The organism is Streptomyces sp. NPDC042336, from assembly GCF_055581985.1.
In genome coordinates this window covers 288426-301228 of sequence record NZ_JBVJEA010000004.1, presented here as the reverse complement: position 1 = coordinate 301228, position 12803 = coordinate 288426, and the positions used below count along the sequence as shown (strand labels likewise).

The 12803-nt window shown below is 72.2% G+C and carries 12 protein-coding genes; 2 read left to right on the top strand and 10 right to left on the bottom strand.

Annotated features, from left to right (window positions below; genetic code table 11):
* Positions 1–128: 128 nt before the first annotated feature.
* From ruvB to pgsA, 10 genes are all read right to left on the bottom strand, one after another.
* Complete coding sequence (gene ruvB, locus ACZ6IM_RS12280; RefSeq protein WP_052837851.1) at positions 129–1202, bottom strand: Holliday junction branch migration DNA helicase RuvB; 1074 nt, start codon at positions 1200–1202, stop codon at positions 129–131.
* A 47-nt stretch (positions 1203–1249) separates the two neighbouring features.
* Positions 1250–1855 carry a Holliday junction branch migration protein RuvA gene (gene ruvA, locus ACZ6IM_RS12275; protein ID WP_052837850.1) on the bottom strand — a complete coding sequence of 202 codons (606 nt, stop codon included), beginning with the start codon at positions 1853–1855 and terminating at the stop codon, positions 1250–1252.
* Positions 1852–2418, bottom strand: coding sequence for a crossover junction endodeoxyribonuclease RuvC (ruvC, locus tag ACZ6IM_RS12270; RefSeq protein ID WP_052837849.1), 567 nt, complete (start codon positions 2416–2418; stop codon positions 1852–1854). The genes ruvA and ruvC overlap by 4 nt, the downstream gene beginning before the upstream one ends.
* Positions 2419–2608: 190 nt before the next feature.
* The gene (locus tag ACZ6IM_RS12265; RefSeq protein WP_052837848.1) at positions 2609–3361 is read right to left on the bottom strand and encodes a YebC/PmpR family DNA-binding transcriptional regulator; all 753 of its coding nucleotides are present in this window, start codon (positions 3359–3361) and stop codon (positions 2609–2611) included.
* Positions 3362–3408: 47 nt separating this feature from the next.
* Positions 3409–4017, bottom strand: a complete 609-nt coding sequence (pdxT, locus tag ACZ6IM_RS12260; protein WP_052837847.1) for a pyridoxal 5'-phosphate synthase glutaminase subunit PdxT — start codon at positions 4015–4017, stop codon at positions 3409–3411.
* Between the two features lie 13 nt (positions 4018–4030).
* On the bottom strand, positions 4031–4942 hold the full coding sequence (pdxS, locus tag ACZ6IM_RS12255; RefSeq protein WP_052837846.1) for a pyridoxal 5'-phosphate synthase lyase subunit PdxS: 912 nt from the start codon (positions 4940–4942) through the stop codon (positions 4031–4033).
* 112 nt (positions 4943–5054) lie between these two features.
* The gene (locus ACZ6IM_RS12250; protein WP_052837845.1) at positions 5055–5597 is read right to left on the bottom strand and encodes a LemA family protein; all 543 of its coding nucleotides are present in this window, start codon (positions 5595–5597) and stop codon (positions 5055–5057) included.
* Between the two features lie 58 nt (positions 5598–5655).
* The gene (locus tag ACZ6IM_RS12245; RefSeq protein ID WP_052837844.1) at positions 5656–6819 is read right to left on the bottom strand and encodes a glycosyltransferase family 4 protein; all 1164 of its coding nucleotides are present in this window, start codon (positions 6817–6819) and stop codon (positions 5656–5658) included.
* Positions 6816–7745, bottom strand: coding sequence for a phosphatidylinositol mannoside acyltransferase (locus ACZ6IM_RS12240; protein WP_052837843.1), 930 nt, complete (start codon positions 7743–7745; stop codon positions 6816–6818). Before ACZ6IM_RS12240 ends, ACZ6IM_RS12245 begins: the two co-directional genes overlap by 4 nt.
* Entirely contained in the window at positions 7742–8467 is a 726-nt protein-coding gene (gene pgsA / locus ACZ6IM_RS12235; RefSeq protein ID WP_052837842.1) for a phosphatidylinositol phosphate synthase, read from the bottom strand. Before pgsA ends, ACZ6IM_RS12240 begins: the two co-directional genes overlap by 4 nt.
* A 207-nt stretch (positions 8468–8674) precedes the next feature.
* Between pgsA and ACZ6IM_RS12230 the strand changes: the two genes are divergently transcribed.
* A complete protein-coding gene (locus ACZ6IM_RS12230) occupies positions 8675–10873 on the top strand; it encodes an elongation factor G-like protein EF-G2 (protein WP_469556245.1) in 2199 nt (732 codons plus the stop codon).
* A gap of 238 nt (positions 10874–11111) precedes the next feature.
* Complete coding sequence (locus ACZ6IM_RS12225; protein ID WP_469556242.1) at positions 11112–12767, top strand: hypothetical protein; 1656 nt, start codon at positions 11112–11114, stop codon at positions 12765–12767.
* The last annotated feature ends 36 nt before the right edge of the window (positions 12768–12803 follow it).

Below are 12803 nucleotides of genomic sequence, written 5' to 3'. Positions count from 1 at the left end.
TTGGGGGTGTGTACGCCGCCGACTAGGGCGGCATCGGCGGAGTCTAAGCGAGTCCGCGCGCATGGAACAACGCTCAGCATGGCACCGGGGTTCCTGCTCCGGCGAATGTGCCTCTCGTGACCGGGTCGTCACGCCCCGAACAAGTCCGGTTGTCCGTTTCCTGAACCCTGCGAACGCGGCGGGGTGAGGCCGAGGTGCGCCCATGCGGCCGGAGTGGCCACCCGCCCGCGTGGGGTGCGGGCGAGCAGACCCTCCCGTACGAGGAAGGGTTCGGCGACCTCTTCCACTGTCTCACGCTCCTCCCCCACGGCGACGGCGAGCGTCGACAGGCCGACGGGCCCGCCGCCGAACAGCTTGAGAAGGGCCTCCAGGACCCCCCGGTCGAGCCGGTCGAGGCCCCGGGCGTCGACCTCGTAGACGGCGAGGGCGGCCGCGGCGATCTCCTGGGTGATCAGGCCGTCGGCCTTGACCTGGGCGTAGTCGCGGACCCTGCGCAGCAGGCGGTTGGCGATACGGGGGGTGCCGCGGGAGCGGCCGGCGATCTCGGCGGCGCCGGTGGGGTCGATCTCGACGTCGAGCAGGCCGGCGGAGCGGTGGATCACGCGCTCCAGCTCGGCCGGTCCGTAGAACTCCATGTGGGCGGTGAAGCCGAAGCGGTCGCGCAGCGGGGGCGGCAGCAGTCCCGCGCGCGTGGTGGCGCCGACCAGGGTGAACGGGGGCAGCTCCAGGGGGATGGCGGTGGCGCCGGGGCCCTTGCCGACGATGACGTCGACGCGGAAGTCCTCCATCGCCATGTAGAGCATCTCCTCGGCGGGCCGCGACATGCGGTGGATCTCGTCGAGGAAGAGGACCTCGCCCTCCTGGAGCGAGGAGAGGATCGCCGCGAGGTCGCCGGCGTGCTGGATGGCGGGCCCCGAGGTGATGCGGATGGGGGCTTCCATCTCGGCCGCGATGATCATCGAGAGGGTGGTCTTGCCGAGGCCGGGGGCGCCGGACAGGAGCACGTGGTCGGCGGTCGCCCCGCGCGCGCGTGCGGCGCGCAGCACCAGGTCGAGCTGTTCGCGGACCTTCTCCTGGCCGATGAACTCACCCAGGTCCTTGGGGCGCAGGGCCGCCTCCACGGCCTGGTCCTCGCCGTCGGCGACAGCGCCCACCAGCCGCTCGGCGGCGGCCTCCGCGTCGGTCGTGTCGTCCCAGTTCACTTGATTCTCCTTGCCGTGGCGCACCGGGTCGGTGGTGGCGGGCGTGGTCAGCGGGCGCGGTTCAGCGTCTGCAGGGCGGCCTTGAGCAGCTGGCCCACCTGCGGTGTGCCCCCGGCGGCCTCCGCCTGCGGCGTCACGGCGGAGACGGCCTCGTCGGCCTCGCGGGTCGCGTAGCCGAGGCCGATCAGGGCGGCGTGCAGCTGGTCGCGCCAGCCGGTGCTGACCGGGGCGCCGACGGCGGGAGCGCCGATGGGCTCGCCGAGCCGGTCCTTCAGCTCCAGGAGCAGCTTCTGCGCGCCCTTCTTGCCGATGCCGGGGACGGCGGTGAGCGCCTTCTCGTCACCGGTGGAGACGGCTCGGCGCAGGGCGTCGGGCTGGTGCACGGCGAGCATGGCCTGGGCGAGGCGGGGGCCGACGCCACTGGCGGTCTGGAGCAGCTCGAAGACCTGGCGCTCGTCGTCGTCGGCGAAGCCGTAGAGCGTGAGCGAGTCCTCGCGGACGACGAGGGAGGTGGCGAGCTTGGCGGGCTTGCCGAGCCGGAGGGTGGACAGCGTGTTCGGGGTGCACTGGACGGCCATGCCGACGCCGCCGACCTCGACCACCGCGGCGTCGGGTGCGAGGGCGGCGACGGTGCCGCTGACGAAGGCGATCATGCGGGGCGGCCTTTCGGGGGGTGGGAGGTCTGCGGGCGGCGCGGGCCCTGGGAGGCGTGCAGGGCCACGGCCTGCTGGAGGCGGCTGTGCGCGGGGGCGCGCCAGATGTGGCAGATGGCGAGGGCGAGGGCGTCGGCGGCGTCGGCCGGCTTGGGCGGGGCGGCGAGCCGCAGCAGGCGGGTGACCATGGCACCGACCTGCGCCTTGTCGGCGCGTCCGCTGCCGGTGACGGCCGCCTTGACCTCGCTGGGCGTGTGCAGGGCGACGGGGATGCCGCGGCGGGAGGCGCACAGGATCGCCACCGCGCTGGCCTGGGCGGTGCCCATGACGGTGCGGACGTTGTGCTGGCTGAAGACGCGCTCCACGGCGACGAATTCCGGCCGGTGCTCGTCCAGCCACGCCTCGATGCCCTGCTCGACGGCGACGAGGCGGTGGCCGAGGTCGGCGTCCGCGGGCGTGCGGACGACGCCGACGCCGATCATGGTGAGCGGCCGGCCCGCGACGCCCTCCACGACCCCGACCCCGCAGCGGGTCAGCCCCGGGTCCACCCCCAGCACACGCAACGCCGGCCCCTCCTTTGCGGCTGAACCGCCGCCGCTCTCGCGGACCTGTCTGGTCACCATCGGAGTTGCCCGATTGATGGTTGCGGTCCATGGACGGTGATCATTGACTTGCGTAAGGCTATCGGGTGCCGCCGACAACGCGACGGGCCGACGGGTTGTGTCCCCGTCGGCCCGCTGAGCAGGGGGCGCGTTACGCGTCGACCTTCTCCATGATCTCGTCGCTCACGTCGAAGTTGGCGAAGACGTTCTGCACGTCGTCGCTGTCCTCCAGGGCGTCGATCAGCCGGAAGATCTTCCGCGCGCCCTCCTCGTCCAGCTCGACCTGCATGGTCGGGACGAAGTTGGCGTCGGCGGACTCGTAGTCGATGCCGGCCTCCTGGAGGGCGGTGCGGACCGCGACCAGGTCGGTGGCCTCGCTGAGCACCTCGAAGGACTCGCCGAGGTCGTTGACCTCCTCGGCGCCCGCGTCAAGGACGGCGCCGAGGACGTCGTCCTCGCCCAGCTCGCCCTTTGGCACGATCACGACGCCCTTGCGGTTGAAGAGGTACGACACCGAGCCCGGGTCGGCCATGGAGCCGCCGTTGCGGGTCATGGCGACGCGGACGTCGGAGGCGGCGCGGTTGCGGTTGTCGGTGAGGCACTCGATGAGCACCGCGACGCCGTTGGGACCGTAGCCCTCATACATGATCGTCTCGTAGTCGGCGCCACCGGCCTCCAGGCCGGCGCCGCGCTTGACCGCGGAGTCGATGTTCTTGTTCGGGACCGACTGCTTCTTCGCCTTCTGGATGGCGTCGTACAGCGTCGGGTTGCCGTCGATGTCGGCACCACCCATGCGGGCCGCGACCTCGATGTTCTTGATCAGCTTCGCGAAGAGCTTGCCGCGCTTGGCATCGATGACGGCCTTCTTGTGCTTCGTCGTGGCCCATTTAGAGTGGCCGGACATCTGCCTGTCTCCTTCGCGTAACCCGTCTTTGTACGAACGGAGGAATCCTACAAGGACTCCGCCGCCAGGTTCGCGCGCACCATCTCGGCGAAGAGCCGGTGCACACGGTGGTCGCCGGTCAGCTCCGGGTGGAACGACGTGGCCAGCGCGTTGCCCTGGCGGACGGCGACGATGTGGCCGTCGTGCTGGGCGAGCACCTCGACGGCGGCTCCCACGGACTCGACCCAGGGGGCGCGGATGAAGACGCCCTCCACGGGAGCGCCCTCGACGCCCTTGACGTCGACGGCGGCCTCGAAGGACTCGTTCTGCCGGCCGAAGGCGTTGCGGCGCACGATCATGTCGATGCCGCCGACCGTCTCCTGCCCGGAGCGCGGGTCGAGGATCTTGTCGGCCAGCATGATCATGCCGGCACAGGTGCCGTAGACGGGCATGCCGTCGCGCACGCGCGCGCGGAGGGGGTCCATCACTCCGAAGAGGACGGCGAGCTTGGAGATGGTGGTGGACTCGCCGCCGGGGACGACCAGGCCGTCCACCTCGGCGAGTTCTTCGGGGCGCCTCACCGGCCTGGCCACGGCGTCGGCCACGGCCAGGGCGACGAGGTGCTCCCGTACGTCGCCCTGGAGGGCCAGGACGCCGATGACGGGGGTGTCACTCATGGGTTCGGGTGCCTTACCAGCCGCGGTTGGCGTAGCGCTCGGCCTCGGGGAGGGTGTCGCAGTTGATGCCGACCATGGCCTCGCCGAGGTTGCGGGACGCGTCCGCGATGATCTTCGGGTCGTCGTAGAAGGTGGTGGCCTTCACGATGGCGGCGGCGCGCTTGGCGGGGTCGCCGGACTTGAAGATGCCGGAGCCGACGAAGACGCCCTCGGCGCCGAGCTGGCGCATGAGCGCGGCGTCGGCCGGGGTGGCGACACCGCCGGCGGAGAAGAGGACGACCGGGAGCCTGCCCAGCTCCGAGACCTCCTTGACCAGCTCGTAGGGGGCGCGCAGCTCCTTGGCGGCGGCGTACAGCTCGTTGTTGTCACAGCCGCGCAGCCGGGCGATCTCGTTCTTGATCTGGCGCAGGTGGCGGACGGCCTCGACGACGTTGCCGGTGCCGGCCTCGCCCTTGGAGCGGATCATGGCCGCGCCCTCGGCGATGCGGCGCAGGGCCTCGCCCAGGTTGGTGGCGCCGCAGACGAAGGGGGTGGTGAAGGCGAACTTGTCGCTGTGGTTGACCTCGTCGGCCGGGGTGAGGACCTCGGACTCGTCGATGTAGTCGACGCCGAGGGACTGCAGGACCTGGGCCTCCACGAAGTGGCCGATGCGGGACTTGGCCATCACCGGGATGGAGACGGCGTCGATGATGCCCTCGATCATGTCCGGGTCGGACATCCGGGCCACGCCGCCGTCCTTGCGGATGTCGGCCGGGACCCGCTCCAGGGCCATGACGGCCACGGCGCCCGCGTCCTCGGCGATCTTCGCCTGCTCCGGCGTGACGACGTCCATGATGACGCCGCCCTTGAGCTGCTCGGCCATGCCGCGCTTCACCCGGGCGGTGCCGGTCTCGGGTGCCTGGTTTTCGGAGAGCGTGCTGGACACGGGTACCTCGCTGAGGAGAAGGGGGTTTCTGCAGCAACGAGGAAACGTGAGGCGAGCAGGCCACAGCAAGGGCCAATGACAAGGCGGTGGATCGTTTTCGCCTGCGGGTGCGCTACGCCGCCCGCTCCACCAGGGCCGCCGGCGACTCGTCGTCCATTTCGAAGGCCAGCGGGAAGGGCGCGTGCCCGGCGAGGCGGAACCAGCGGACCTTGCGGTGCTCGCGCAGTCTGCGCGCGGCACCCACCGCGTCGTTGTGGAAGCGCCGGGCCATCGGCACCCGCCGTACGGCCTCGGCCAGTTCGCGGGCGGTCTCCTCTCCCCCGGGCGCCTCGCGCAACACGTCCACCTGGGGTGCGTCGGCGAACACGGCGCGCAGTGCCTGGCTCAGCTCGCTCTCGGCGACCTCCCGCTGCTCCTCCTCGGCCTGCCGGGCGGCGTGTGCGGCCTCGTAGAGAACCATGGAGGCGGCCGGGTCGAGCACACCGGAGGTGGCGAGTTCCTGGGCCACGGACGCCCTGCGCAGCAGCTGTGCGTCCAGGGCGGCACGGGCGGCGTCGATCCGGGCGTGCAGCCGGTCCAGGCGGCCCGCCGTCCAGCTGAGGTACAGGCCGACGGCGACGAGGACGACCAGGATCCAGATCAGGGTTGCGGTCACGGGCCGCAACCCTATCGGTGGACCGAGCGCGTCCGGTGGGGCCCCGTGCGCCGGTGGGTCAGTCCCTCGCCAGGCCGAAGCGGGCCCGCAGGCCCGTCGCGCGGTCGTCCGCCGCCACCGCCGCCGCTCCCGCGGTGACCGTCTCGTAGACGGACAGGATGTCCGCGCCCACGGTGGACCAGTCGAAGCGCCGTACGTGGGCGCTGCCCCGCTCCCGCAGCACGGTCCGGCGTTCCGGGTCGGCCAGCAGGCGTACGGCCGCCTCGGCCAGGGCGTCCGCGTCCTCGTTGGGGAACAGTTCGCCGGCTTCGCCCTGGTCGAGGACCTGGGCGAAGGCGTCCAGGTCGGAGGCGAGGACGGGGGCGCCGGCCGACATGGCCTCGACCAGGATGATGCCGAAGCTCTCGCCGCCGGTGTTGGGCGCCACGTACAGGTCGACGCTGCGCAGGAGGCGGGCCTTGTCCTGGTCGCTGATCATGCCGAGGAACTCCACGCGGGAACGCAGCTCCCTGGGCAGGCTCTCGACGGCCTCCTCCTCGTCCCCGCGCCCGGCGACGAGCAGCCGGGCCTGCGGGCGGGCGGCGAGGATGGCGGGCAGCGCCCGCATGAGCACCGGCAGGCCCTTGCGGGGCTCGTCGATGCGCCCGATGAAGCCGATCGTGTCGCCCTGCCACTCGGGCTTGGGCCGCGCGTCGGCGAAGAAGTCGACGTCGACGCCGTTGGGGATGACGACCGCGTCGCCGCCCAGGTGCTCGACGAGCGTGCGCCGGGCGTACTCGCTCACGGCGATCCGGGCGCTGATCTTCTCCAGGGCGGCCTGGAGGATCGCGTACGCGGCGATCATCGCGCGGGAGCGCGGGTTGGAGGTGTGGAAGGTGGCCACGATCGGGCCCTGCGCCGCCCAGCAGGTCAGCAGGCCCAGCGAGGGCGAGGTCGGCTCGTGGATGTGGATGACGTCGAAGGCGCCCTCGTGCAGCCAGCGCCGGACCCGGGCCGCGGACAGGAAGCCGAAGTTCAGCCGGGCCACCGAGCCGTTGTACGGCACCGGCACCGCGCGGCCGGCGGAGACGACGTACGCAGGCAGCGGGGTGTCGTCGTCGGCCGGGGCGAGGACGGACACCTCGTGGCCGAGCCGGATGAAGTACTCGGCGAGGTCGCGGATGTGGAACTGGACGCCGCCCGGCACGTCCCAGGAGTACGGGCAGACGATGCCGATCCTCACTGGGCGCCCCGCTCTCGGGCCCCGGGCGCCTTGGCGGGGTCGAGGTCCTTCAGCCACAAGCGCTGCAGCATGTGCCAGTCCTCCGGATGGTCGGCGATCCCCGTGGCGAAGGCGTCGGCCAGCGCCTGTGTCATGACAGACGTCTTTTCGGCCCGGGTGCCTGACCCGGGCACCTCGACCGCCGGGTGCACCCGGCCCCGCATCACGGGCGAGTCGTCGTACCAGAGCGTCACCGGCAGCAGCAGCGCGCCCGTCTGCTGGGCGAGCAGGGCGGGTCCGGCGGGCATCCGGGCCGTCTCGCCGAAGAAGTCGACCTCCACGCCGGAGGCGGACAGGTCGCGGTCGGCGACCAGGCAGACCAGGCCGCCGTCGCGCAGCCGCCGGGCCAGCGTGCCGAAGGCGGTGCCGCCGCTGTGCGGCAGGACCTCCATGCCGAGGCCCTCGCGGTAGGCGACGAAACGGTCGTACAGGGTCTCCGGCTTGAGGCGCTCGGCGACCGTGGTGAACGGGATGCCGAGCCTCGTGGTGACCCAGGCGCCCGCGAGGTCCCAGTTGGCCAGGTGCGGCAGGGCGAGTATCACGCCCTTGCCGGCGGCCATGCCGTCGGTGAGGTGGTGCAGGTCGTCGGGGGCGAAGCCGCCCTTGATCCGCTCGGTGCTCCACGCCGGGAGCCGGAACGACTCCATCCAGTAACGCAGGTACGAGCGCATCCCCGCGCGCGAGAGGGCGGCGAGCCGCTCCGGACCCGCGCCGGGCACCACGCGCGCGTAGTTGCTCTCCAGGCGGCGCACCCCCGCGCCGCGCCGCTTCCAGGCGAGGTCGGCGATGGAGTGGCCGAGGCGTACGGCGGCGGGCTCGGGGAGCTTCTTCACGGTGGCCCAGCCGGCGCCGTACAGACCGTCGGTCAGGCGGTCCCGAGCGCTCACTTCGCCGCCTCGGTGCCCTGGCTCTCCTGCGCGGCGGCGTCCGCCTCGGCGGCCTCCCGGCGCACCGTGACCACCCGCTGGACCAGGGTGACGAGGCTGCCGACGGCGACGATCCACAGGGCGACCGGCAGCAGGTACTGGATGCCGGGTACGCCGAACTTGTGCAGTCCGGCGAAGCCGGCGGCGACCAGCGAGATGACGAGGCGCTCGGCGCGCTCGACCAGCCCGTTGACGGCCACCGGCAGGCCGATCGCCTCGCCGCGCGCCTTCGTGTACGACACCACCTGGCCGCTGGCCAGGCAGAAGATCGACACCGCGCACAGGACGTTGTCGTCGCCGTTGCCCGCGTACCAGAGGGCGAGGCCGCCGAAGATCGCGCCGTCGGCGACCCGGTCGAGGGTGGAGTCCAGGAACGCGCCCCAGCGGCTGGAGCGGCCCAGCTGGCGGGCCATGTTGCCGTCGACGAGGTCGGAGAAGACGAAGAGCGTGATCACCACCGTGCCCCAGAAGAACTCACCCATGGGGTAGAAGACCAGCGCACCCGCGACCACACCGGCGGTGCCGATCAGCGTGACCGTGTCGGGGCTGACGCCCCGGCGGATGAGAAACGCGGCGAACGGTGTGAGGACACGCGTAAAAAATGCACGCGCGTACTTGTTCAGCATGGCCTTCCCGACGGTCGGTGTGGCGCCGCGGCCCTTGCTGGCCACCGGCTGGCCCATCGTAGTCACGCGCGCGCGTGAGCGGTGGCCGGGCACCCAGAGCCCTCGGTGAGCGCCCGGTGGGCGGCGGGATCGGGTCCTTCGTATGGACGCGGCGTGACGGGAGTGGAAAGCTCGAAGGACCGCGGGCGTCGCCGGAGCCGCCAGTGCACGCGGTCCCGCGTGTCCGCGCCCACAACGACCTCACCGTGCACGGGAGGCAAGGACATGGGCGACAAGGCACATACCCATCCCGGAGCCGCCGGAAGGGCAACGGCGGCCGACCACCCCACGTCCGTACGGAACGTGGTGCTGGTCGGCCCCTCCGGATCGGGCAAGACGACTCTGGTGGAGGCTCTCGCGCTGACGGCGGGAGCGGTGAACCGCGCGGGCCGCGTGGAGGACGGCGGCTGCGTCTCGGACTACGACGACATGGAGCACCGCCAGCAGCGCTCCGTGCAGCTCTCCCTGGTGCCGGTCGAATGGGACGGCATCAAGATCAACCTCTTGGACACCCCCGGGTACGCCGACTTCGTCGGTGAGCTGAGGGCCGGTCTGCGCGCGGCGGACGCGGCCCTCTTCGTCGTCTCGGCCTCCGACGGGGTGGACGGCTCGACCCGGATGCTCTGGGAGGAGTGCGCCGCCGTCGGCATGCCGCGCGCCATCGTGGTCACGCACCTGGAGGCCGCCCGCGCCGACTTCGAGGAGATGACGCGGATCTGCGCGGAGGCCTTCGGCGGCGACGATCCCGACGCGGTACTGCCGCTGTACCTCCCGCTGCACGGTCCGCCCGCCCCCGACGGGCACGCGCCCGTGACCGGGCTCGTGGGGCTGCTCTCGCGGAAGCTGTTCGACTACGCCCCGGGCGAGCGCGTGGCCTCCGAACCCGGCGAGGCCGACCTGCCACAGCTCGACGAGGCCCGCTCGATGCTGATCGAGGGGATCATCTCGGAGAGCGAGGACGAGACCCTCATGGAGCGCTACCTCGGCGGCGAGCAGGTCGACGTCAAGACGCTCATCGAGGATCTGGAACGGGCCGTGGCACGCGGGGTGTTCTTCCCCGTCCTGGCCGCCGCCCCCGCGGCCGAGGGCGCCCGGCAGGGACTGGGCACGGTCGAACTCCTGGAACTGATCACGCGCGGCTTCCCGACGCCCCTGGAGCGCGCGGCGCCCCGGGTCACCACGCCCGAGGGCGCCGGACGCGAACTGCGGATGTGCGATCCCGAGGAGTCGCTGGTCGCGGAGGTCGTCAAGACGTCCTCCGACCCCTACGTCGGCCGGATCTCGATGGTCCGCGTCTTCTCCGGCACCCTGCGCGCCGACCAGACGGTGCACGTGTCCGGGCACGGGATGACCGACCGCGGTCACGAGGACCACGATGTCGACGAGCGGATCGGCGCCCTGTCCACGCCGTTCGGCAAACAGCAGCGGCCGGTCACGCACGTGATCGCGGGCGACCTCGCCTGCGTGGCCAAGCTGACCCGCGCGGAGACCGGGGACACGCTCTCGGCCAAGGACGATCCGCTGCTGATGGCGCCCTGGGAGATGCCCGACCCGCTGCTGCCGCTCGCCATCGAGGCGCACAGCAAACCCGACGAGGACAAGCTCTCCCAGGGGCTGGCCCGGCTGGTCGCCGAGGACCCGACGATGCGCCTGGAGCACAACCAGGACACCCACCAGGTGGTGCTGTGGTGCCTGGGCGAGGCGCACGCCGACGTGGCCCTGGAACGGCTGCGCAGCCGCTACGGCGTCCAGGTCGACGTCGTACCCCACCGGGTCTCCCTGCGCGAGACGTTCGGCGGCCGGGCGGCCGGGCGCGGGCGGCACGTCAAGCAGTCCGGCGGGCACGGCCAGTACGCCATCTGCGAGATCGAGGTGGAGCCGCTGCCGGGCGGCTCGGGCGTCGAGTTCGTGGACAAGGTGGTCGGCGGCGCGGTGCCCCGGCAGTTCATCCCGTCCGTCGAGAAGGGCGTGCGCACGCAGGCGGCCAAGGGCGTCGCCGCGGGCCACCCGCTGATCGACGTACGGATCACGCTGCTCGACGGCAAGGCGCACTCGGTGGACTCCTCCGACGCCGCGTTCCAGACCGCGGGCGCGCTGGCGCTCAGGGAGGCGGCGGCCGAGGCGCGGATCCACCTGCTGGAGCCGGTGGCCGAGGTGAGCGTGCTGGTCGGCGACGACTACGTGGGCGCGGTGATGAGCGACCTGTCCGGACGGCGCGGCAAGGTGCTGGGCACCGAGCAGACCAGCGGCGGCCGGACCCTGGTCAGGGCCGAGGTTCCCGAGATCGAGATCGGCCGCTACGCCGTCGACCTGCGCTCCCTGTCGCACGGCACCGCCCGCTTCGACCGCCGCTACGCCCGGCACGAACCGATGCCGGCCCAGGTCGCGGACCGGCTGCGCGAGGAGGTGCGGGCGGCGTCCTAGCGCGGCCCGGCCCCCGGTGCGGGCCCGCCGCACCGGGGCCCGCCTTCCGCGGCCGAGGTCCCCCGCCCCGGCGTGCGACGGCGCGGCCCGGCGGCCGATCCGCGCGCGGGGGCGCCTTTGGGCGTCCCGTGACGCAGGACGGTCCCGGCGGATACGCTGATGACCAGATCAACAGGTGTGCGGGGCAGGGAAGTCGGGAAGGCCGCAGGAGCGACAGTGGTGGCGATCGGGGGCGGGAATGACCGTTGACGGCGGTTACGCGGACTTCTTCGGACCGCAGGTGCCGCGCACGGACGACGGCGGCCAGACGGCCACGTTCGCGCTGGCCTCGGCCGCCTACCGGGACAGCGAGGCCGAGGAGATACTCAAGGCCAACAGCGAGTGGCACAAGTCGTCCGTGAGCAAGCCCCGGATCAAGCTGTTCCGGCCCAATCTCGGCGAGGCCTACTCCCGGGCGATCATCGACCGGATGCTGGGCCCCAAGCGGGCCCCGCTCATCCAGTCCTTCGGCACCCAGCCCCAGGTCGTCGTGGAGCACAGTCTCGCGGCGCACCGCATACGCAGGGACCGGGACAACTGGCTCAGTGCCGTCATGGTGCTGTGCGGACTGCTGTTCCTGCCCGGACTGCTGATCTGGCTCCTGGTCTTCCAGATCCGCACCACCATCGCGCGGCGCGAGGACAAGCGGGCCGGGGCGCTCGCCACCGCGCTGCTGCTCGCGATGGCGGTCCTGGCCGTGCTCTTCCTGCTGAAAATGCCCTTCGGCGGCTTCTGGGCCTGGTACGCGCGCGCCTGCGTCGTCGCCCCGGTGATCGGCTGGTTCTGGGCCAAGCGGATCTGCGAGCGCACGGCACGGGACCTCCGGGAGCGCTGGAACGGCCTCCTGTCCGGTGCCGGCGTGGGCGCCAAGGTGCCCGAGGCGGTGCCGAGCAGCCCCGGCGAGACGGCCGCCGAGGAGCTGCGGCAGTCACTGGCCAGGCTCAGCGCCGAGCAGCAGTCCAACTCCGTCTTCTACGCCGGTCCCAAGGGGATCCTCGGCATGGGCACCCGCTGGGGCAACTGGCAGCTCGCCGAGGAGCTGGTCCCCGTCGACCCGGACCGGGAGATCAACCCGTTCCGCAGCTGGGACGTGATCAAGGCCATCCACGACCGGCTGCGGATGCTGGAGCGCGGCCCGCTGCACACCGGCGGCTTCACCAAGCCGACGGTGCGGCACTGGATCGTGACCCCGATCGGTGAGAACGCCGACTCGGTGTCCCGGCCCGAGGGCACGGACGTCGAGGCCTACCAGGTCAAGCAGCACGCGATACAGGAGATCTGCGACAAGCAGCAGTTCGGCGCGGGCGACCGGCACTACCTGGGCGTGCAGTGGACCCTGTGGGACGGCCAGTTGGTCATCTCCATGCTGATCACGGTGACGGTGCTGCACGAGACGCTGCGCATCGAGGTCACCGGCCACGCCCTGGGGCCGGTGCACTCCCTGTTCACCAGCAAGCCCGCGGCCAAGGAGAAGACGGTCCAGAAGTCCGTCAAGTTCTGGGAGACCCGCACGGTGAAGCTCCCGCTGGTCGACACCGACGAGGTGGTGCGGCTGGCCGCGCGGGCCCCGCTGACCTGGTATCCGCCGCTGCTGTACTGGCTGGGCGGCAAGCTCACGCTGCCCGAGCCCTTCGGCCTGCGGCACGCCTGGGCGGACCGGCCGTGGCGGCACCGTTTCATGGCCGACGACGCGCTGCGCGCGGCCACGCCGGTCCTGCGGGCGGTGCACTCGGCGGCGATCAAGGTGCTGAAGGAGAACGGCGTGGACACGGAGAAGTTCGGCGCCCGCGCGGGTGGTCTGAGCGGGGCCGTGCAGGAGGCGGTGCCGAAGAAGGCGGACGTCTACGACGCGTAGGCCTCCGGCGGTCGGGCGGGGGTGTGGGGGTGGACG